Source organism: Halomicrococcus pelagicus (assembly GCF_050954125.1).
This window is the reverse complement of sequence record NZ_JBPBWC010000006.1, coordinates 204,393-224,496: the sequence shown is the minus strand read 5'-3', so window position 1 is coordinate 224,496 and position 20,104 is coordinate 204,393. Positions and strand designations below refer to the sequence as shown.

General features: G+C 66.4%; 17 protein-coding genes and 1 tRNA gene. 8 read left to right on the top strand and 10 right to left on the bottom strand.

Annotated elements, in window-relative coordinates; all coding sequences use genetic code 11:
- The first annotated feature begins 32 nt into the window (after positions 1-32).
- The 3 genes from ACRYA2_RS13765 (at position 33) to ACRYA2_RS13755 (ending at position 3,503) form a co-directional block, all read left to right on the top strand.
- Positions 33-1,409 (top strand): hypothetical protein, encoded by a 1,377-nt coding sequence (locus ACRYA2_RS13765; RefSeq protein WP_433629054.1) that lies wholly within the window; start codon positions 33-35, stop codon positions 1,407-1,409.
- Between the two features lie 118 nt (positions 1,410-1,527).
- Positions 1,528-3,342, top strand: coding sequence for an SLC13 family permease (locus tag ACRYA2_RS13760; protein ID WP_433629179.1), 1,815 nt, complete (start codon positions 1,528-1,530; stop codon positions 3,340-3,342).
- An 88-nt stretch (positions 3,343-3,430) separates the two neighbouring features.
- Positions 3,431-3,503: transfer RNA gene (locus ACRYA2_RS13755), tRNA-Pro, on the top strand.
- A 196-nt stretch (positions 3,504-3,699) separates the two neighbouring features.
- Here ACRYA2_RS13755 and ACRYA2_RS13750 read toward each other — a convergent pair.
- A complete protein-coding gene (locus tag ACRYA2_RS13750; protein WP_433629051.1) occupies positions 3,700-3,906 on the bottom strand; it encodes a hypothetical protein in 207 nt (68 codons plus the stop codon).
- 115 nt (positions 3,907-4,021) lie between these two features.
- On the opposite strand from ACRYA2_RS13750, the gene ACRYA2_RS13745 reads away from it, so the two are divergent.
- From ACRYA2_RS13745 to ACRYA2_RS13735, 3 genes are read left to right on the top strand one after another with little or no spacing between them, the layout of a single operon-like run.
- Entirely contained in the window at positions 4,022-4,564 is a 543-nt protein-coding gene (locus tag ACRYA2_RS13745; RefSeq protein WP_433629048.1) for a helix-turn-helix transcriptional regulator, read from the top strand.
- 53 nt (positions 4,565-4,617) lie between these two features.
- Positions 4,618-4,941 carry a DUF7130 family rubredoxin-like protein gene (locus tag ACRYA2_RS13740; protein WP_433629045.1) on the top strand — a complete coding sequence of 108 codons (324 nt, stop codon included), beginning with the start codon at positions 4,618-4,620 and terminating at the stop codon, positions 4,939-4,941.
- A gap of 31 nt (positions 4,942-4,972) precedes the next feature.
- On the top strand, positions 4,973-5,875 hold the full coding sequence (locus ACRYA2_RS13735) for a ketopantoate reductase family protein (protein WP_433629042.1): 903 nt from the start codon (positions 4,973-4,975) through the stop codon (positions 5,873-5,875).
- Between the two features lie 33 nt (positions 5,876-5,908).
- Here the strand turns inward: ACRYA2_RS13735 and ACRYA2_RS13730 are convergent, their stop codons facing one another.
- The 6 genes from ACRYA2_RS13730 to ACRYA2_RS13705 form a co-directional block, all read right to left on the bottom strand.
- A complete protein-coding gene (locus ACRYA2_RS13730; protein WP_433629177.1) occupies positions 5,909-6,958 on the bottom strand; it encodes a lysylphosphatidylglycerol synthase transmembrane domain-containing protein in 1,050 nt (349 codons plus the stop codon).
- A gap of 37 nt (positions 6,959-6,995) precedes the next feature.
- Complete coding sequence (locus ACRYA2_RS13725) at positions 6,996-8,501, bottom strand: sulfatase (RefSeq protein WP_433629039.1); 1,506 nt, start codon at positions 8,499-8,501, stop codon at positions 6,996-6,998.
- 133 nt (positions 8,502-8,634) lie between these two features.
- Positions 8,635-8,994, bottom strand: coding sequence for a NifU family protein (locus ACRYA2_RS13720; RefSeq protein WP_113274609.1), 360 nt, complete (start codon positions 8,992-8,994; stop codon positions 8,635-8,637).
- Positions 8,995-9,078: 84 nt separating this feature from the next.
- Positions 9,079-9,960 (bottom strand): ABC transporter permease, encoded by an 882-nt coding sequence (locus ACRYA2_RS13715; RefSeq protein ID WP_433629035.1) that lies wholly within the window; start codon positions 9,958-9,960, stop codon positions 9,079-9,081.
- 1 nt (position 9,961) lies between these two features.
- Positions 9,962-10,885, bottom strand: a complete 924-nt coding sequence (locus ACRYA2_RS13710) for an ABC transporter permease (protein ID WP_433629033.1) — start codon at positions 10,883-10,885, stop codon at positions 9,962-9,964.
- Between the two features lie 7 nt (positions 10,886-10,892).
- Complete coding sequence (locus ACRYA2_RS13705; protein WP_433629030.1) at positions 10,893-12,053, bottom strand: ABC transporter substrate-binding protein; 1,161 nt, start codon at positions 12,051-12,053, stop codon at positions 10,893-10,895.
- A gap of 134 nt (positions 12,054-12,187) precedes the next feature.
- On the opposite strand from ACRYA2_RS13705, the gene ACRYA2_RS13700 reads away from it, so the two are divergent.
- The gene (locus ACRYA2_RS13700; RefSeq protein WP_433629027.1) at positions 12,188-13,252 is read left to right on the top strand and encodes an ABC transporter ATP-binding protein; all 1,065 of its coding nucleotides are present in this window, start codon (positions 12,188-12,190) and stop codon (positions 13,250-13,252) included.
- On the opposite strand, the gene ACRYA2_RS13695 is transcribed toward ACRYA2_RS13700, so the two are convergent.
- The 3 genes from ACRYA2_RS13695 to ACRYA2_RS13685 are packed head-to-tail and all read right to left on the bottom strand — an operon-like array spanning position 13,249 to position 17,520.
- On the bottom strand, positions 13,249-15,951 hold the full coding sequence (locus ACRYA2_RS13695) for a TRAP transporter permease (protein ID WP_433629024.1): 2,703 nt from the start codon (positions 15,949-15,951) through the stop codon (positions 13,249-13,251). The two genes, ACRYA2_RS13700 and ACRYA2_RS13695, sit on opposite strands and share 4 nt — an antisense overlap.
- Positions 15,948-16,505: a DUF1850 domain-containing protein gene (locus ACRYA2_RS13690; protein WP_433629021.1), complete on the bottom strand. Its 558-nt coding sequence runs from the start codon at positions 16,503-16,505 to the stop codon at positions 15,948-15,950. The genes ACRYA2_RS13695 and ACRYA2_RS13690 overlap by 4 nt, the downstream gene beginning before the upstream one ends.
- Position 16,506: 1 nt before the next feature.
- Complete coding sequence (locus ACRYA2_RS13685) at positions 16,507-17,520, bottom strand: TAXI family TRAP transporter solute-binding subunit (protein WP_433629018.1); 1,014 nt, start codon at positions 17,518-17,520, stop codon at positions 16,507-16,509.
- Positions 17,521-17,710: 190 nt separating this feature from the next.
- Here ACRYA2_RS13685 and ACRYA2_RS13680 point away from each other — a divergent pair, with 190 nt between their 5' ends.
- Positions 17,711-19,888 carry a S9 family peptidase gene (locus tag ACRYA2_RS13680; RefSeq protein WP_433629016.1) on the top strand — a complete coding sequence of 726 codons (2,178 nt, stop codon included), beginning with the start codon at positions 17,711-17,713 and terminating at the stop codon, positions 19,886-19,888.
- Positions 19,889-20,104: the final 216 nt, after the last annotated feature.

The window sequence follows — 20,104 nt, the reverse complement described above, 5'->3', positions numbered from 1 at the left end:
AGCGCTGGTGGGTTCCGATTCGGTGGGGGATTATGAACGAAGATGCCGTCGAGAGCAAGATAACTACAGACCGCGAAACGATTCGAAACTGGGCCGACGAACGGAACCTCGAACCGGTACGGCGGACGACCGCCGGCACGGAGGAACCGAGCGTCCGGCTCGTCCACGACGCGGAAACCGACCGGTCCGGACACGATGAGGTGTCGTGGGACGAGTTCTTCGACCGGTTCGAGGACGAGCAACTGGCGTTCATGTACCAGGAGTTCGACAGCGTCGGCGACGAGGTGGAGTTCGCCGAGGTCATCGACCGAACCTCGATCGACGACGAGATCGTCCAGGGGGAGACCGTGGAGACGGAGGTCGTTCGAACGCGCGTCGTCGAGACCGAGGTCGTCGAGAAAGAGACCGTCGAGAGCGAGGTCGTCGACAGCGAGATAATCGGTAGCAACGTCCTCGACACCGAACTCGTGGGGCGGGAACTCGTCGACTGCCGCCTCGTCGAGGACGAGACGGTCACCGACGCCGTCGGGGCAGAAACGGACACCGACGCCGGCGTCGGCGCGATGGACACCGACATCGTCGGGAGTGAAACGGCCACCGGCGCGTTCGTCGAGAGCGAGGTCCTGGAGACGTACCGCATCAGGAGCGAGGCCTTCGAGCGCGAGTACATCCAGAGCGAGGTGGTCGACACCGACACGACGGCCGAAGAGACCGTCGAGAGCGACACCACCGAGGCCCACACGACGAGCGGTGACGAGCGACTCGTCGACAGCGACGACGTCGAGGAGGAGGTCACCGACAGGGAGACCATGGAGACCGAGACGGTCACCCGCGAACGAATCGAGGGCGAACCGACCGAGAGGACGGCCGTCCAGCGGAAGATAATCGAGAGCGAGGTGACCGAGACGAAACTCGTCACCGCCGACCTCCGCGACGCCGAGGTCATCGACACCGACGTGGTCACGAGCGAAGTGACCGAGAGCGAACTCGTCGAGGAGGAGACCCTCGACGTGGAGTCGCTCGAAACCCCGTCGGAGACGGACCACGAGCACATGACCGGCATCGTCGACACGACGCCCGAGATAGGTCGAGGGAGGACCGACGAGGGCACGACCGCCGGCGGAACGACGACCTCGACGGCCATGGACGAGGGGAGCCGCGACGCGACGGAGCGCGTCGAACTGACGCCCGACGACGAAGGCAAGCGCGTCGTCGACTCGGACGGCGAGCGCATCGGCACGGTCGACGCCGTCGAAGGGGACGACATCCTCGTCGAGCCGCACGACAGCATCACCGACCGCATCAAGTCGGTGTTCGGAGAGGGCCACGAGAACCAGGACGAGTACCGAATCGGCCAGGAACGCATCACCGAGGTCACGGGCAGTACGGTCAGAGTCGACACCCGATAGCGACCCGAACTCCGCGCTTTCGCTGTCCTTCGCGAGGTCGTGACTGCAGCGGGCCAGGTTCGGTTGCTTTTTGTTGCGCTCGTCACCATCCTGTACCGTGCCAGCACCGACGGCGGGGATGCTGATAGTTTTCGGCATCATCGTGGCGGCGCTCGTCCTGTTCGCCACCGAACCCGTTCCCATCGACGTCACCGCCATCGGCGTGATGGTCGCGCTGATGGTCCTCGAACCGTGGACCGGCATCACGCCGGAGCTTGGCATCTCGGGGTTCGCCAGCACCGCGACCATCACCGTGCTGGCGATGTTCATCCTGAGTCACGGCGTCCAGCGCACCGGGGTCGTCCAGATACTCGGCCGGAAGATATCCCAGGTCACGGGCGACAGCGAGACGAAGCAGCTCGGCGCGACCATCGGCGTCGTCGGACCCATCTCGGGGTTCATCAACAACACCGCGGCGGTCGCCATCCTCCTGCCGATGGTGACCGACATCGCCCACGAGGGCAACACGTCGCCGTCGAAACTCCTGCTGCCGCTCTCGTACGCCTCGATGTTCGGCGGTATGCTGACGCTCATCGGCACGTCGACGAACATCCTGGCCAGCCAGCTCGCGGGCGAACTCGCCGCGGCCCAGGAGGGAGCGACCCGGCTCCACGAGTTCTCGATGTTCGAGTTCACGCATCTCGGCCTCCTCGTCTCCGTGGTCGGCACGGCGTACCTGCTGACGGTCGGGCGGTGGCTCGTCCCGGAGCGCATCCGACCGCGCGAGGACCTGACCGAGGAGTTCCAGATGGCCGACTACCTGACCGAGGTGGTCGTGCGAGAGGACTCCCCCCTCGTCGGCCGGACTCTGGGTGAGGTGCTGGCCGAGACGCCGCTCGACGTGGACGTCATCCAGCTCGTCCGGGGCGAGGAGGTGTTCCTCGAACCGCTCGCCCGCAAGACCGTCCGGGCCGACGACGTGTTCGCGCTCCGGACCGACCGCGACACGCTGGTCGAACTGGTGGACACCGAGGGACTGGACCTGGTGCCGAACGTCCAGGTCGACGAGGCGGAACTGGAGGCCGCGAGCGAGGGCGAGAACCTCGTCGAGGTGGTCATCAGTCCCGGGTCGGACCTCGTCGGCGAGACGCTGGCGACCGCCAGCTTCCGCGAGCGCTACGACGCCACGGTGCTCGCGCTCCGGCGCGGCCCGGAGGTGCTCCGCGAGCGACTGGACGCCACCGAACTCCGGGTCGGCGACACGTTGCTCGTCCAGGCGACGACGGACACCATCAACCGCCTCGGCGTCAACCCGGACTTCATCGTCGCACAGGAGGTCGAGCGTCCCGACTTCCGCGAGTCGAAGATACCGCTCGCGCTCGGCATCGTCGCCGCCGTCGTCGCCGTCGCCGCACTCGACGTACTTCCCATCCTCGTGTCCGCGCTCGCGGGCGCGCTGGCGATGGTCGCCACCGGCGTCCTCAAGCCGACCGAACTCTACGACGCCGTCCAGTGGGACGTCATCTTCCTGCTCGCGGGCGTCATCCCCCTCGGCGTCGCGCTCAACCAGACGGGCGGCGCGGCGCTGCTCGCCGACCTCGTGGTGATGAGCGCCGATGTCCTGCCGACCGTCGCGGTGCTCGGCCTGTTCTACGTCGTGACGGCGCTGTTGACGAACGTCATCAGCAACAACGCCAGCGTCGTCCTCATGATTCCGGTCGCCGTGGAGGCCGCGCTCCAGATCGGCGCGAACCCGTTCGCGTTCGTGCTCTCCGTGACCTTCGCGGCGAGTACGGCGTTCATGACTCCCGTCGGCTACCAGACGAACCTCTTCGTCTACGGTCCCGGCGGCTACCGGTTCACCGACTACCTGCGCGTCGGGGGGCCGCTGCAGTTGGTGTTCGCCATCGCCACGACCGCCGGAATCTGGCTGTTCTGGCCGTTGACGCCGTAGACCGGTCGGCGACGCCCGTCAGTTCGGCCAATCGCGCTCCCCGCACAAACGAAACGTTTTACACGACATCCGCGCTATCGAACCATACGGGATCGTGGGGTAGCTTGGTATCCTTTCGGCCTTGGGTGCCGATAACCCTGGTTCGAATCCGGGCGATCCCATTTTGCGGCGTCGAATTCGGTGAGCACCGCGTACCGTGTGCGAACGGGAACGGCCTCGGAACGGAAGCGGCCTCGAAGCGGCGGCCGACCGCTCGCGGTACGGAAAGAAGAGTCGCCGACCTGCGGGGCGGTCCGACGTCGGTCGGCCGTCGGTCGAGTCCGACGAGTCGACACCCGCAGTTCGAACGCGCGTTCTTCAGTCGCTGGTCTGTTCCGGCTCTTCGTCGACGGCGCCCTCGGCGTCAGCGTCGGACGCCTTGCCCTTCAGCGCCGACTTCACCTTCTTCCGGGCGACGAAGTAGCCGGCGACCGCGCCGGCGCCGATTACGACCGCGCCCGGGATTCCGAACTTCCGATAGCCGAACTTGCTCGCCTTCTTGCCGACGGTGAATGGGTCGAACACGTCCGGGGTTGGCTCCCGGAGCGTTCAATGCGGCGGGGTTGCTACTGCCGGGCCTTTATGAGTGGGGTCGTCGTGAAACGAAACTTGTGAGTTTAGAGAGAGTATTCGGCCGTTGATGAAGCGATCTGCGGCCCCCGTCGGAAGCGACGCGAACGGAATCGCGCTCGAGATACGACGGACCTTCGCCCGGGTCCGGCGTCTGGCGAGACGGTGGGCGTGCGACGGCACGCCGTCCGACTCGGACGCGGCGGACCGGCGGGAACCGACCGAGAGCGAATCGACGGCGGACCGGGAGACGATGGGAGGGGCGGAAGCGTCCGACGGAGGGACGAGGTCGCGCGGAGACGCGGCGGGGGCGAGGGCGTGCGAGTGCAAGTCGATGGCCGACTTCGTGCTGGAAACCGGCTACACGCCCGAACAGTTCGTGCTGAAGCTCCTCCGCGAACGCGACGGTCGGGTGCGCCAGCAGGCGGTCCTCTCGGCGAGCGGCTGGTCGCGCTCGACGACCAGTCGGGTACTTGGCCGACTGGAGGAGCGCGACGAGGTGGTCCGCGTCCGGGTCGGGACGGAGAACGTCGTCTACCTGCCGGAAGCGCTGCCGGACGCCGCCGAGTCGTTCGACGCACCGTCCGTCGAGGTTCCGAAGGCGACGGAGTGAGCGACCGCGGTTCGGCGGTCGGCTTTATCAATGTGAATCACGAAGGGGAAGATATGGTAGACGAGTCCGGAGAGAAACCAGACGAGGACGTTGACGTGGACGAGATAGGTCTCGGAGACGTGGTCTACGACAGCAACCGAAACGTGCTCGGCGAGGTCCGGGGCTTCGACAGCAGCGGGTTCTACGTCACGATGCGCGACGGGTACGAGGCGATGTCGGTCGAACACGCCCGTTCCGGCCACGAGTTCGGCGAGGCGGAACTGATGTGGCGCTGTAGCGAGTGCGGCGAGATGGGCGAGATCGACGAAGGCATGCCGGACGAGTGTCCGAACTGCGGCACGCCGAAGGAAGACATCTACTACTGGACCGAGGACTGAGTTTTTCTACCCCCGGCCCCTCGCGCCGAGTATGGACGTCGTCGTGTTCGGCGCGGGAAGTCTGGGGACGCTCGTCGGCGGGTTGCTCACACGCGAGCACGCGGTGACGCTCGTCGGGCGGGACCCGCACGTCGCGGCGGTCCGGGAGGCGGGACTCCGCGTCGGCGGAGCGTTCGACTTCGACGTTGCACCCGATGCGACCACCGACGGGACCGGGCTGTGCGCCGACCTCGCGGTCGTGACGGTGAAGGCGTTCGACACCGAGGCGGCGGCACGGGATCTCGCGACGGGCGAGTTCGACGCCGCGCTGTCGCTCCAGAACGGAATGGGCAACGAGGAGACGCTGGCCCGACGTCTCGACTGCCCGGTGCTCGCGGGGACGGCGACCTACGGCGCGGTGCGCTCCGCCCCCGGAACCGTGGAGTGTACGGGCGTCGGCGAGGTCGTCGTGGGCGCGCGCGAGGGCGGCCGCTCGCCGGTCGCCGAGTGCGTGGGCGACGCCTTCCGCGCCGCGGCGGTGGAGACGACGGTCGCCGAGGACGCCCCCCGTCGGCTCTGGGAGAAACTCGCGGTCAACGCGGGTATCAACGCGACGACGGCGCTGGCTCGCGCGGACAACGGCGCGCTCCGGTCGGGGACGGCGCGCGAGGTGGCCGCGGACGCAGCCCGGGAGACGGCCCGCGTGGCCCGCGCCGAGGGTATCGACCTCTCGGACGACGAGGCGGTCGCGGCGGTCGAAACGGTCGCGGACGCCACGGCGGCCAACGCGTCCTCGATGCGCCAGGACGTGGACGTCGGCCGTCGTACCGAGGTCGACGCCATCAACGGGTACGTCGTCGAGCGAGCGAGCGGGCACGAGGTCGCGGTCCCCGTGAACCGCACGCTGGCGAGGTTGATACGGACCTGGGAACGCGAGAACGTCCGCGAGGAGTGAGCGGGAGAGACGAAGGAGAGTACGGGGACGCGGTCAGGAGCGTGCGATGACGTACAGGGTGGCCAGCCCGCCGACGAGGAGGACTATCCAGTAACTGGCGAACCGGTAGATGATGGCGGCCGCGACTGCGGAACTCCAGGAGATGGGCGCGAGCCCGACGATGAGGACGGCGAGCGCCGCCTCGACCCCGGCGAGGCCGCCCGGTAGCGGCGTCATGCCTGCGAGCGTACTCGCCGGGACGATGAAGAGGACGAGCGTCAGGGTGAGGGGGAGGTCGAGCGCGACCCCCGAGAAGTACAGCGGGAGCGCGAAGAATATCCAGCCTGTGTAGGAGAACACGAGCGCGTACAGCAGTTCGCGGGGTTCGTCGGCGATGCGTTCGAGGGCCTGGTAGAACCGGTCGATGCGCCCGCGGACGCCCTCGACGGTGATGCGGTCGGTCCGGTCGGCGATCGGACCGACGACCCGGAGCACGAACGCCTCGACGCCGTCGCGGTGTCGCCAGCCGACGTACGCGATGGCGGGGACGCCGAACGCGAGGACCACGAGCCCCTGCGCGAGCGTCTCCGCGTTCTCCGGCATCGACGCGTTCAGCAGGAGGTACGCCAGCCCCACGGCAGCGAAGTTGAAGAACGGCAGCAGGTTCAGCAGGTCGGCGGTGACGACGCTGGCGAGGCTGTCCTCGTAGCTGGCCTCCGTGTCCCGCGAGAGCACGTAGGCGATGAACGGCTCGCCGCCGGCCTGTCCGAGCGGCGTCACGTAGTTTGCGAACGTCGCCGCGAAGTAGGTGACGACGATGCGGCGCAACTTGACTTCGATGTCGAGAACCGCGAGCACGACCTGCCAGGCTTTCCCCCAGAGCGCGAGGCCGACGATGGTCGAAGCGCAGGCGATCCAGACCCACCGGTAGTCGGCCCCCTGGAGGGCGTCGAGGACGCGCTCCCATCCCGCGACCGCGACGAGCAGGTAGATGAGCACGCCGGCGACGAGAAAGCCGAGCAGGAGCTTCCCCTTGCCGAATCGCTCGCCGAGGCCGGCCGAGAGTGCTTCGCCCCCGTTCGATCCCGGCTCCTCTCTTGACAGCGCCTGCCCGCCGTCGGACTCCGTCTCGTCGGTCACGTTAGTCGATGTATCCGAGGTCCTGCAGTCTGTCCTTCGCGCTGTCGCTCATGTCGTCGAGCACGTCCTCGTCGTCGACGTCCTTCCACTCGCCACCGACGCTCTCCTCGAACGCCGAGAGGACGCCCTCGACGGCCTCTTCCTCGTCGCTCCCCTCGCCGCGGGCGTCGCGGCGCTCGTCGGGGTCGTCGTCGAGGTGGTAGAACTCGTCCTCGATGCGCTCGTTGCGGATGTACTTCGCGTCGGGGCGGCGCGCGGCCCGCATCCGGGAGTAGAACCGCGAGTTCCGGTCGAGGTCGATGTTGGCCGCCTTGGCCTTCTCTTCGAGCTGTTTCAGTTCGACCACGGGTCGGTAGTACTCGACGAACGCGTAGTCGCCGTCGCCGGGGACCTCGCCCTCGGCGAACTCGCGGTAGTCGGCGTCGAGCAGCGAGCGCCGACGGTCCAGCGGCACGGTCGACCCGGCCGCCTCGACGCCGGCGTGGTCGAGGACGGTGTGGTAGAGGTCGACGAGTTCGACCTGCTCGTCGGACGTTCCGTCGTCCATCTCGGGGTGTTTGACCATCAGCGGGACGTTGACGAGCGGGTCGTAGATGCAGAACTCGTGGCCGTAGAGGTCGTGTGCGCCGAACAGTTCGCCGTGGTCGGCGCAGACGACGACCATGGTGTCGTCCCACTCGTCGTTCTCCTTGAGCCACGAGAACAGGCGCTGGAGTTCGGCGTCGATGTGCCGAATTTCGGCGTCGTACAGCCCCTCGATGGCGTCCCACTCCTCGTCGTCGATGTCGCGTGCGCCGCAGTTGTACTCCTTGGAGTTCTGGCACACCGCCGTCGAGTCGACGCCCGGCGCGAACTCCTCCTTGTACTCCTCGGGCGGGTGGTACGGCAGGTGGGCGTCCATCAGGTTGATGAACGAGAAGTAGGGCCCGTCGGAGTCGTCGATGAACTCCATGGTCCGGTCGATGACCTGCGGCGTCTTCGAGTCGGCGCCCTCGCCGCTGGCGAAGTACTCGTGGGCGACGTTGCCGAGGCTGACGAGTTTGTCGGCGACGGCGCGGAGGCGCTCGTTGTCGTTCATCATCTTCCAGGCCTTCGCCATCGGGCCGGAGAGGAACTCGCCCGGCATCACTTCGAAAAAGTTGTCCTGGTCGTCGAAGCCGTCCGTCAGATGGGTGTATGGCGTAATCCAGGCGTTCGAAGAGTAGCAGGCCGTGTCGAAACCGGCCGCGGAGAGCGATTCGGCGAGCGTCGTCGCACCTTCGAGATACGGGTTCTCCTGGCTCGCGCCGTGTTCGCTGGGGTACATCCCCGTGAACAGGGAGGCGTGGACCGGCAGCGTCCAGGGGGCGGGTGCAACTGCCTGCTCGAAGACGGTTGCTTCCTCGGCAAACCGTTCGAGCCCCGGCGTCGTCGGGCGGTCGTATCCGTAGACGGACAGGTGACTCTTGCGCACCGTGTCCATGACCACGAATACGACGTTACGCGCCGTGGCGTCGTCGTGGGTCATACTGTCGCTCCCTACATCGCCCGGTGGGATAAATATCGTGATGTGCCCTGGCCACGGGCGGAAATGCTATCGAAGAGAGGAATCAGAAATGAAACTGGAAGCGGCGGCGAAAACGACGACCGTCGGTCGACGCTCAGAACGGGGCTTCGGGGCCCTCGTCGTCGCCGCCGTCGTCGGTCGTCTCGCCGGGGAACGACGGGCTCATGCCACCGCCGTGACCGCCACCGCCGTCCATGCCGGTGTCCGCGTTGACCTTCTCTATCTCGGGGATCTCCTTGACCATCCGGCTCTTGATGGCCTGGATGGTCATCGGGGAGATGCCGCAACCGCTGCACGCGCCGCCGAGCATGATGGTGACCTCGCCGGTCTCGCGGTCGAGGTCCTGGATGGCCGCACTCCCGCCGTGCATCTGAATCTGGGGGAAGTTGCGGCGCAGGAAGTTGCTGACTCGCTCCTTCAGTTCGTCGTCCTCGCCCTGGGTTTCTGTACTCATGTAGCTACAGGTAGGGAACCAGCGTCCTTAGACCTTTGGTTGGGGGCGGGACGAGGGGGAGTCGAAAGAGAGCGCCGAAACGGGCTACTCCTCGCCCTGCGTTCCGGCGACGTAGCCGGTGACGTTGCCCAGGTTCATCGCCACCGCGAGGACGACGGCGATGACGAACACGATGAACGACGAGATGGCGTTCATCTTGGGTGCCGTCCCGTACTTTATCATGGAGAACATCGAGACCGTCAGCACTTCGAACGTGCCGCTCACGAAGTGCGCGCGGATGAAGTCCTCGAACGACCGAATCCACGCGAAGAGGAAGCCCGCGCCGATGGCCGGCGCGACTATCGGGAGCGTCACGTCCCGGAACGTCGTGAGCGGGTCCGCACCCAGGTCACGGGCCGCCTCCTCCAGCGAGGGGTCGAACGTGTAGAGTCGGGCGGTCACCATCAGCAGCACGAACGGGAATCCGTACGCGCTGTGGGTCAGGACGAGCGTGAGGTAGCCCGTCGGTATCCCGATGATGGTTTGGAAGTAGATGAGCAGCGCGATGCCCATCACGACGCCCGGAATCACCATCGGCAGGATGCCGAACGTGCGGTACACCTCCTTCAGCGGGAAGTCGTACCGGACGAGTGCGAAGCTCGCGAGCACGCCCAGCAGCGTGGCGATGCTCGCCGACGCCGTGGCGACCTGGATGCTGTTCCACAGCGCCACCATCAGTCCGAAGTCGGCGAACGTCGCCGTGTAGTGAGCCAGCGTGAATCCCTTGAACGGGAAGAAGGTGCTGGAGTTGACCGCGAACGACAGGAACACCATCGCCAGCAGCGGAATCCAGAGGAACACCAGCAGCAGGACGACGACCGCGTACAGGCCGCGTCCGAGGAGCCACTCCTTGCGCTGGTGGTCGAGGAACGTGGACCTCGACGTTTCGTCCTCGCGTTCGGTCGCGGGCTTGGTCTCCGTCGCCATCTCAGGCACCTCCCAGGTCTTCGATGCTGACGTAGCGGAACGCGAGCGCGAACGCTACCACGATGGAGACGACGATGAACATCGACGCGGCGCTGCCGTAGTCGATGGCGTAGAGTTCCGTGATTCGGCTCTCGATGAGCTGTCCGATCATCAACACCTTCCCCTGGCCGAGGAAGCGCGGGGTGATGAACGCCCCGAGGCTCGGGACGAACACGAACAGACCGCCGCTTATCATGCCCGGCAACACCAGCGGCAGGATGATGTCCCGGAGCGCCTCGAACCGACTCGCACCCAGGTCGCGGGAGGCTTCAAACATCGAGAAGTCGAGTCCCTCCATGCTCGCGTACAGCGACAGCAGCATGTACGGGAAGTACGCGTGCGTGAGGCCGACGACGATGGCTGGCACGCCGAAGTTGAACAGCGACACGGGCCCGCTCACGAGCCCGAGTTTTATCAGGGTCCGGTTGATGACGCCGCTCGGTCCGAACATCAGGAGCCACGAGTACGCCCGGACGAGGTACATCGTGAAGAACGGCAGCAGGACGAGGAAGATTACTATCTTGAACACCCGGTCGTCCCGGCGCGCGAGGAAGTACGCGAGCGGGAACGAGAGGACGAGACAGAGGATAGTCGTCACGGCGGCGATGCCGTACGACAGGAGCAGCGCGTCGAAGAACGGCGTCTCCCAGAACGGTCCGCTGCCGCTGAACAGGCCGGTGTAGTTGTCGAGCGTCGGCTCCCAGACGATGGCGTACGCTTCGTTGACGCTCACGAAGCTGACGACGACCATGAACGTCAGCGGCGCGAGCAGGAACAGCAGCAGCCAGACGAGGCCGGGACCGAGCGTCAGTCCCAGCTTGCGCTCCCGCGAGGTGAACGCCGCGATGAACCGTTCGCGGACGGAAGCGGACGAGTCCGTTGACATCGTCGGCTCAGGCGGTCTTGACCTGTTCCCAGGCCTTCTTCCACGCGGACTCGTTCTCGACCGCCTTGAACGGGATGAAGTCCTGGAGTTTCGAGGGCTTTATCGAGCCGTACATGTCGTTCTGCTCGTCGGAGAGGTGTTGCTGGGTCTTGGGGTTACAGCTCGGCGAGTACCCCACCTTGGCGAGGTTCGCGCCGAGTTTGGGCGCGATGAACTCGTTGATGACTTTCCAGGCGAGTTCCTTGTTCTGGGACTTCTTCGAGACGACGGCGGATTCGAACCAGGCCAGCGATCCCTCCTTCGGTGCGGCCATCTTGGGCCACTTGTCGCCGCTGGACCACATCTCGACGATCTCGTTCCGGCCGGACTGGCCGACGACGAAGTTCCCCTGCCGGAACTGCTTGATGTACGTCGGGTCGGCCGAGATGTACCCCTGGAGGCTCGGCTTCTGGTCGATGAGGGTCTGTTTCACCTTCTCGATCTGCTTCTCGGAGAGGGAGACCTTGTCGCCCTCGAACGCGTCCCCGTATCCGAGGTACAGCGCCGTCGCGCTCATCGCCTTGAAGTGGTTGTCGTACATCACGACCTTCCCCTTCAGGTCGGTTCCCTGGTACTTATCGCTGAACAGCACCTCGTAGCTCTCGTCGTGGCTCTCGGGAATCTCCCGGGAGTCGTAGGAGTAGCCGTACCAGCCGAACCGAATCGGGACGCCGTACTGCTTGCCGTCCTTCGTGAACTGGTTCTTGCTGAACTGCTTGAACGTGTCGTAGATGTCCTTCTGGTTCGAGACGATGTCCTTCGGGACGGGGTCGACCAGGTCGGCCTGCATCATCTTCGGCACGTAGTTGTTGTTCGGGACGGCGATGTCGAACTGTTTGTCCTTACCGGACTTCCATCCCGTGAACATCTTCGAGGAGGAGGTCGACTTCTTGAACTTCACCGTCACGTCGAGACGCTTCTCGATCTCCTTCTTCAGGTCGGCGTACTCCTCCCAGGTGAGGATGTTGAGCGTCGTGTTACCGCTTCCGCCCCCGCTACCGGGGACGCCCAGACAGCCCGCAGCCAGTCCGGCAGCCCCCGCCACGCCCGTCGTCTTGAGGAACGTCCGCCGGGGCGTAGACGCGTTGTTTTTGTCCGAGTCGTCGCGGCCATTGTTAGACCTACCCATGAGACATAGACTCAAATACTAAGTGATAAAGCTTCGCAATCGAGCTACTATTGGTTTTGAAATACAACGTAAGAGCTGTAAGAAATACCGATATCATCGACGGTATTATAGTCCGTGGCGATAGACCGTGTCCCATGGCAACGAGTACCGACTCCCTCGTCGAGCTGCACGACATTTCGAAGGAGTTCGGAGACGTAACGGCCGTCGACGGCATCGATTTCGCTATCGAAAGAGGGGAGTTCTTCTCGCTCGTCGGGCCGTCGGGTTGCGGCAAGACGACGACCCTGCGGATGATAAGCGGGTTCGAGACGCCGACCGGCGGGTCGGTGTGGCTCGGCGGTGGGGACAAGACCGGCGTCCCGCCGAACGAACGCGACACGAACCTCGTCTTCCAGCACCTCTCGCTGTTCCCCCACATGACGGTCGGCGAGAACGTCGGCTACGGGCTGAAGAAGGCCGGCGTCGACGAGACGACCAGACAGGAGAAGATTTCGGAGTACCTGGAACTCGTGGACCTCGGCGGGTACGAAGAACGCAAACCCGACGAACTCTCGGGCGGTCAGCAACAGCGCGTCGCGCTCGCCCGCGCCCTCGTCAACGAGCCGAGCGTCCTACTGTTCGACGAACCGCTGTCGAGTCTCGACCGGAAACTGCGCAAGCAGATGCAGGTCGAACTCCGCAAGATTCACGAGAAGACCCAGGGCTCGTTCTTCTACGTCACCCACGACCAGGAGGTGGCGATGACGCTGAGTGACCGGCTCGCCGTGATGAACGAGGGCAAAATCGAGCAGATAGGGACGCCGGAGGAGATATACCGCGAACCGGCGAGCGCGTTCGTCGCCGACTTCATCGGCGACACCAACCTCTTCGACGGACGGGCCCGTTTGGAGGGCGGCCGCACCGTCGTCGACGTCGGCGGCGAGGGCGGCTTCTCGTTCGTGACCGACGACGCCGTCGAGGGAGACGTCACGGTCTCCATCCGACCGGAGGACTTCAGGCTCGCCGACGACGGCACGTTCGAGGGTCGCGTCGTCGAACGCTACTTCCAGGGCGACCAGACGAACTACGTCGTCGAGTCCGACGACGCCGACATCGCCGACGTCCGCATCGTCATGCAGGGCCGGGAGACCCCCGTCTCCCGCGGCGACCGCGCGGCGTTCGAGATCGTGGAGGACGCGCCGGTCGTCTTCCAGGACTAGGCCGCCTCGGTCGTCCCTCGCTCCTCTGCCGCCCGGTCGGCCTTCCGACGGTTCTTCAGCACCAGCGCGCCGAACAGCACGACGCCGACTCCCCGGAGCAGGACGTCGAAGGTAGCCGGGGAGACGCCGGCCTCGATGCCGGCAAACGTGAGCAGTGAGACGGAGACGTTGAAGAGCAACAGCGGAGCCATCAGCAGGAGTGCGGCGAGCGCGAACCAGCCGCGGTCGGCCCTGCTCACGTCGGCGTAGAAGTAGCCGATGACGGTCGCGCCGAGCGCGACGACCCCGATGAACACCCCGACGACGGGAATCAACACCTCCGGGACGAAGTAGCCGATGTCGGCCACGTCGGCGAGTCCGATGACGCGGACCTCCTCGCCCGTGCCGACGCCGCGCAGCAGGAGGATGCCGGGCGTCAGCACGAAGGCGAACGGAACGATGGCCTTGTTGAGCGATAGCGAGAACGCCTCGACGCCCGTCTGGAACTGGTCCGACTGCGCGATGCCGGACGCGGCGTACGCCGCGACGGCGACCGGCGGCGTGATGTCGGCGATGACGCCGAAGTAGAGGATGAACAGGTGGGCCGCCAGGATGGGAATGCCGAAGCCGGAGATCGCGGGGCCGAGCATCGAGACGAGGATGATGTACGTGACGGTCGTCGGCATCCCCATCCCCAGGATTATCGAGGAGATAGCGGTCAACACGAGGAGAACGACGATGGACCCGCCGCTCACGGTCCGGATGAGCGCGGTGAGGTTCGGTCCGAGTCCGGTAACGCTGATGACGCCGGGGATGATGCCCGCCGCCGCGACTGCGATGACGACCGTCGTCGCGGTCCGGGCACCCCCGTCCATCGATTTCAGCACGAACCCGCCGTACTGGAACGCCCGGTTGTCCGCGAGGGACGGTCGCCGCAGGCTATCCGCCGCCGTCGCCAGCGCCGAATCCACCTGGCCGTCGAAATCCAGCAGCGGCGCGTCCGCGTGCGGTCTGACGACGAGCGTGACGATGCTCACGGCGAGTATCAGCCACCCCAGCTTGCCAGCGGTCGCCGTCGCCGCCGCCGCGGGAGCCAGGCCCGTCCCGCCGCCACCGCCGGTCAGGAACGCGACGAGGCCGACGCCGGACGTCAGGTAGGCGACGAACTCGAGCAGGGCGATGGCCGCGATGGTTCCGAGCAGTGGCACCCGCGACGTCCGGTTGTACGCTGCGACGAGCGCGATCAGCGCCGAGATGGCGATGAGCGTGAACCACGCCGACCGTGCGACCGACAGCCGCGCGACGATGAGGTAGTACAGCAGGAGGACGAGCGGGAGGAGGTAGAACCAGCCGCGCAGGAGGTGCGGGCTCAGCGAAACGACGTCCACGTCCGCCAGTCCGCCGATGTTCTCCTTCGACGCTTCGAGGTGCACCATCACCCAGACGCCGAAGAAGAAGACGATGGCGGGGATGGCGGCCGCGACGATGACGTCGCGGAACGGCGTCAGCGTGTACTCGACGATGAGGAACGCCGCCGCGCCCATCACGGGCGGCAGGATTTGCCCGCCGGACGACGCCGACGACTCCACCGCGCCAGCGAACTCCGGGCGGTACCCGGACCGCTTCATCAGCGGAATCGTGAACGCTCCCGTCGTCACCGTGTTGGCGATGGACGAACCGCTGATGGTGCCCATGAACCCAGACGCCAGGATGGACGCCTTCGCGGGCCCGCCTTTCCGCTTCCCGGTCGCGGCGTACGCCAACTCGATGAACCACTGGCCGGCGCCGCTCATCTCCAGGAACGCGCCGAACAGGATGAAGATGTAGATGAACCGGACGCTCACGGTCACCGGAATCCCGAACACGCCGTTCTCGGTGTTGTACCAGAGGTTCTGGACGATGGCGCTCCAGTTTAGCGGCGGGATAGAGAGGACGCCGACGACGGGCGCGTCGATGGGGATGAGGTAGCCCCAGCGCGCGTACACGACGAACGACGCGACGATGAACATCAGGTAGAGGCCGAGCGCGCGCCGGGTCGCCTCCAGCACCAGCAGGACGCCGACTGCGCCCAGCACGAACGCGTACGACGTCTGGTCCAGCGGAACCCCGACCGCAGACGCTGCGTCTACGACCGGCCCAAGGAACGGGTAGACCTCCGACGTCGTCCGACCGATGCCGAGGCCGAGCGCCCGCATCTGCCGTATCTCGGTGAACTCGGTGAGCATGTACTCGACCGCGAGCAGTGCGAACAGTAACAGGACGCCGTCCAACGGCGTCACCCGCCTGCGGCCGGGGTCCATCACCGCCCATCGGACGCCCCGTCGGAGCCACCTCGCGGCACGGGTGACGGGGCTCTCTCCGCCGAGACGTGCTTCGAGGGCTGGGACGACCCGGGCGAGTCGCCGCGAGAGGAAACCGTCGCCCGTCGTCGGCGGGAACAGGAGGAAGGTCAGCACGAGCGCGAAGACGACGTGGACGGCGTTCACCTGCAGCAACTGGAGCGCCCCCAGCCGAATCGTCCCGACGAACGGGAGCGTGAGCGCGAACACGAACCCGCGGGCCGCCAGCCAGAGCTGGAACGCCGAGAAGGCGATGGCGATGGCGGACGTAATCAGCGCCAACGTTCCGCGGAGCGACCGCCGCCGCTCCAGTTCCTCGACGAGTTTCTCCTGCTCTTCCTCGGAGAGAACGTCGTCCTCGGGCGGACTCTCCGCGCTCATCGGCTACCACACCGCCACGCGACGAATAGCTCGACCGGTTCGCCGCCGGACAGGGCCACGAGGTCGTAGCGCTCGTCGCCGACCACGAGTTCGTGGCCAGCTACCGACCCGGGCACGACGGGGAGCCGGCGGTAGCTACCCGAGGGGTCGAAGATGAACCAGTCGCCCTCGCGAGTTACCGCCGCACGAGACGGGAGCCCCGCACCGAACGACTGGAACTTCATCGCCGTCATCTCCAGTCGGCGATTGTTGACGGTGTACACGTCGCGGACGGGCGTCTTCTCGACGCTGTGGGTGTACGCGAGCGTCAGTTTGGTCCCCTCCGAGACGGGGACGACGAGAATCGACTCGCCGGTGTCGGCGTCCGCGACGACCAGCACGCGCTCCGTTCCGGAATCGGTGGTCGTCGTGGCTCCGCCCCTTTCGGTTCCGGTCGCGCGGTCGGCCGCGGCCGTCCCGTCACTCGGAACGCCGTCGACCGCGATCGGACTGCCGACTCCCGTCGTTCCCAACAACAGGCAGCCAGCCAGCAGGACTGCCAGTGCGCGCTTCACGCTATCCCGGGGTAGTCGTGCCCCCAGCCGTCTCGTTGTTCTCGGTTTCGTTGGCCGGGGACGTCGTCGCCGGCCCGAACACTTCCCGCGCACCGGGGTGGAGCGGGATGGACATCCCGTCGAGCGCGGAGTCGCGGCCGATGAACTGCTGTTTGAGGGATATCTGGTCGAGGTTGCTGAAGATGGCCTCGGTGACGGCCTGGACTGTGTCGGCTTCGGCGTCCTCGGTCGTCGCTATCATCGCCTGCACCGCGACGGTCTGGACCGGTTCGCTCTGACCGCTGTACGTGTTCGGCGGAATCGTGTCGTCGGCGAACCACCGCGCCTGCGATTTGAGGTTCTGGCGCGTCTCGTCGGTTATCTCGACGAACGCGATGTCGTTCGTCGTCGCCAGTTCCTCTATCGCGCCCACGGGCCAGCCGCCGACGACGAACGCGGCGTCGATGTCACCGTTTCGGAGCTGGTCGGCGGCCTGCGAGAAGCCGGTGTTCTGCTCGGTGAAATCGTTCTGCTGGATGCCGACCGCTTCGAGGATCTGGAGGGCGTTGACCTGCGTACCGCTCCCGAGGTCGCCCGTGTTGATGGTCGCCCCTTCGAGGTCCTGGAGCGTCTCGATGTTGCTCCCCTGGAGCGTGACGATGTGGATGGTTTCGGGGTAGAGCGTTGCGACGCCCCGAAGGCTCTTGACGGCGTTCCCCTGGAACTCCTCGATGCCGGTGCCGTTGTACGCGAAGAAGGCGACATCGTTCTGGATGAGCGCGAAGTCGGCCTGCCCCTGCGCGAGACCGCCGACGTTCTCGACGCTCGCGCCCGTCGACTGCACCTGGAGGGTGAAGTTCGTGTTCTCCTCGACGACTTGTTTGAACTGGTTCGACAGCGGGAAGTACGTCCCGCCGGTCCCTCCGGCGAACCACGTCAGTCGCTGTTGTTGTGCCAGTACGTCACCGGACAGTCCGGCGAGTCCGGCGACCCCGGCTGCTTTAACGAACGTGCGTCTGCTGAATTCTCCCGCCATGATATCGTACCTCTCCGTGAACGTTCATATAGCCTGACGACGCTCCGTGGGAGAAACCGACGGTTGAACGTCTCGACGGCGCAGTAATCGACGTTGACGACCGGACGGCGACCGACGGTAGACAAACAACGACTCCTTACCCACCCTTCGAATCGAAACCCTCTTCGGAGTCGACTTCGACTGGCGGCGTATGGAGACGATTCGTGCGAACGATTATCACGACCTCGTCACGGCCAGCGAACCCCGACTCTCGCCCGACGGCGAGCGCGTAGCGTTCGTCCGCAAGACGCCCGACGACGACCAGGAGTACGAGGCGACGGTGTACGTCGTCCCAGTCGGCGGCGGCGACCCGACGCAGTACACCATCACCGAGGGCGTCGACAGCACGCCGCGGTGGAGTCCGAGCGGTGACCGCATCGCGTTCGTGTCGACGCGCGGCGCGGACGACGACCGCCCGCAACTGTGGGTGCTCCCGACGGACGGCGGCGAGGCCCGGCAGGTGACCGACGTGGCGGGCGGCGTCTCGCAACTCGCGTGGTCGCCCGACGGTACCCGCATCGCGTTCGTCCAGCAGAGCACCGAGGAGGACCGTGCGGGGGGCCGCGACCTCGAACTCGACGAGGAGGAGTACGAGCCCGAGGAGCCGGACCCGCGCGTCATCGACCGGAAAATCTACCGGGCGGGCGAGCGCTACTTCGACGGCAAGCGGGGCCACGTCTACGTCGTCGACCTGGGAGACGAGGGCGCGGCGCGACCCGGCTCGGGTGGCGAACGGCGAGCGAGCGTCGAGCGAATAACCGACGGCGACTACGACTTCCTGGGGCCGGAGTGGGGCGACGCGACGACGCTGTACTACGGCGCGCGGCGCGAGGGCGACCCCGACGACAACATCGTCGTCGACATCGTCGCTTACGACACGGACGCCGACGAATCGGAGCAGGTCGTCCGGACGACCGGGTGGGGTGCGAGCATCGCCGCCACCGAGGACGGCCGCGTCGCGTACGCCTACACGCCCGAAGAGCAGGCGACGCTCCGCCAGACCGAAGTGAAGGTGCTCGACCGCGAGAGCGGGGAGACCGTGACGCTCACCGCGTCGCTGGACCGGACGCTCTCGATGGACGCTCCGCCGACCTGGGGGCCCGACGGGGAGGAGGTCTACTTCGGAACGCCCGACGAGGGCGAGTACGTCGTCTGGCGCGCGCCCGGCGACGGGAGCGACGCGCCCGAGCGAGTGGCCGGCGACGGCCACGTCACCGGATTCTCCGTCGGCGAGGACGCGGTCGCCTACGTCAAATCCGAGTGGGACCACCGCGGGGACGTGTTCGTCTCGACGCGCGGCGGTGCCGAGACCCGGCGACTCACCCGCCTCAACAGCGACCTCCTCGACGACCGGGCCGTGTCGCAACCGGAAGAGATACGCTTCGAGTCCGAGGACGGCACGGAGATACAGGGGTGGGTGCTCACGCCGCCCGATTTCGAGGGCGCGGAACCACGTTCCGCGGAGACGTCGAGCGGCGAGCGAAGCGAGCCGCGAGACTCGGACGAACGGTACCCCCTCGCCGTCGAGATCCACGGTGGCCCGCACGCGATGTGGACCACCAGCGGGACGATGTGGCACGAGTTCCAGACGCTAGCGGCGCGGGGCTACGTCGTCTTCTGGTGTAACCCGCGCGGGTCGACGGGCTACGGCGAGGCGTTCACGGCCGCCATCGAGCGCGACTGGGGCGACGTGACGATGGCCGACGTGATGGCGGGCGTCGACCGCGTGGCGGCCCGCGACTACGTCGACGAGAACGATGTCTTCGTCACCGGCGGCAGCTTCGGCGGCTACATGACGGCGTGGATGGTCTCCCACACCGACCGGTTCGCCGGGGCGGTCGCCCATCGCGGCGTCTACGAACTGAACAGCTTCTACGGGTCGACCGACGCGTTCAAACTCGTCGAGTGGGACTTCGACACGACGCCGTGGGAGGAGTCGGAGTTCCTCTGGGAGCACTCGCCGGTGGCGCACGCGGACCAGGTCGACACGCCGACGCTGGTCGTCCACAGCGACGACGACTTCCGCGTCCCGGTGAACAACGCCGAGATGCTGTACCTCTTCCTGAAGAAAAACGACGTGGAGACGCGACTCGTTCGCTACCCGCGCGAGGGACACGAACTCTCCCGGAGCGGCGAACCCGCCCACGTCGTCGACCGCGTCGAGCGCATCGTCCGCTGGTTCGACGGCTACTCCGACCACCACGACCCGCCGAAGGCTCTCGAACGCGGCGACGAAGGGCTCTCGGCCGCCGAGAGCGAGGAGAGCGAGGACGACGACGGGGAGAGCGAGGGGAGCGAGACGAGCGGAGAGGACGAGGACGGCGAGTAGCTCCCGACCGCTACCGAGCGTTACATCCCCACATGGGGGTCGGTTTCGCGCGGAAACTGACCGCGCCAAAACCGCCCGAAGGCTGTCGATTCTCTAGGCGAAGCGAAGGGGTTCGGGAGCGGCCGGTCGGACCGCCGTCTCGTCTGTCGCACACTATCGCTAGGAGAACTCTCGGCCGTGGCGACGGCAGATTCGTTCCGGACTCGACGGGAAAAG

Bases quoted from the DNA above. Each gene is read 5' to 3' on its own strand.
- ACRYA2_RS13705 (WP_433629030.1), bottom strand. From the start codon at position 12,053: ATGGGTAGGTCTAACAATGGCCGCGACGACTCGGACAAAAACAACGCG.
- ACRYA2_RS13700 (WP_433629027.1), top strand. From the start codon at position 12,188: ATGGCAACGAGTACCGACTCCCTCGTCGAGCTGCACGACATTTCGAAG.
- ACRYA2_RS13760 (WP_433629179.1), top strand. From the start codon at position 1,528: ATGCTGATAGTTTTCGGCATCATCGTGGCGGCGCTCGTCCTGTTCGCC.
- ACRYA2_RS13685 (WP_433629018.1), bottom strand. From the start codon at position 17,520: ATGGCGGGAGAATTCAGCAGACGCACGTTCGTTAAAGCAGCCGGGGTC.
- ACRYA2_RS13710 (WP_433629033.1), bottom strand. From the start codon at position 10,885: ATGTCAACGGACTCGTCCGCTTCCGTCCGCGAACGGTTCATCGCGGCG.
- ACRYA2_RS13680 (WP_433629016.1), top strand. From the start codon at position 17,711: ATGGAGACGATTCGTGCGAACGATTATCACGACCTCGTCACGGCCAGC.
- ACRYA2_RS13695 (WP_433629024.1), bottom strand. From the start codon at position 15,951: ATGAGCGCGGAGAGTCCGCCCGAGGACGACGTTCTCTCCGAGGAAGAG.
- ACRYA2_RS13765 (WP_433629054.1), top strand. From the start codon at position 33: ATGAACGAAGATGCCGTCGAGAGCAAGATAACTACAGACCGCGAAACG.
- ACRYA2_RS13735 (WP_433629042.1), top strand. From the start codon at position 4,973: ATGGACGTCGTCGTGTTCGGCGCGGGAAGTCTGGGGACGCTCGTCGGC.
- ACRYA2_RS13720 (WP_113274609.1), bottom strand. From the start codon at position 8,994: ATGAGTACAGAAACCCAGGGCGAGGACGACGAACTGAAGGAGCGAGTC.
- ACRYA2_RS13715 (WP_433629035.1), bottom strand. From the start codon at position 9,960: ATGGCGACGGAGACCAAGCCCGCGACCGAACGCGAGGACGAAACGTCG.
- ACRYA2_RS13745 (WP_433629048.1), top strand. From the start codon at position 4,022: ATGAAGCGATCTGCGGCCCCCGTCGGAAGCGACGCGAACGGAATCGCG.
- ACRYA2_RS13740 (WP_433629045.1), top strand. From the start codon at position 4,618: ATGGTAGACGAGTCCGGAGAGAAACCAGACGAGGACGTTGACGTGGAC.
- ACRYA2_RS13725 (WP_433629039.1), bottom strand. From the start codon at position 8,501: ATGACCCACGACGACGCCACGGCGCGTAACGTCGTATTCGTGGTCATG.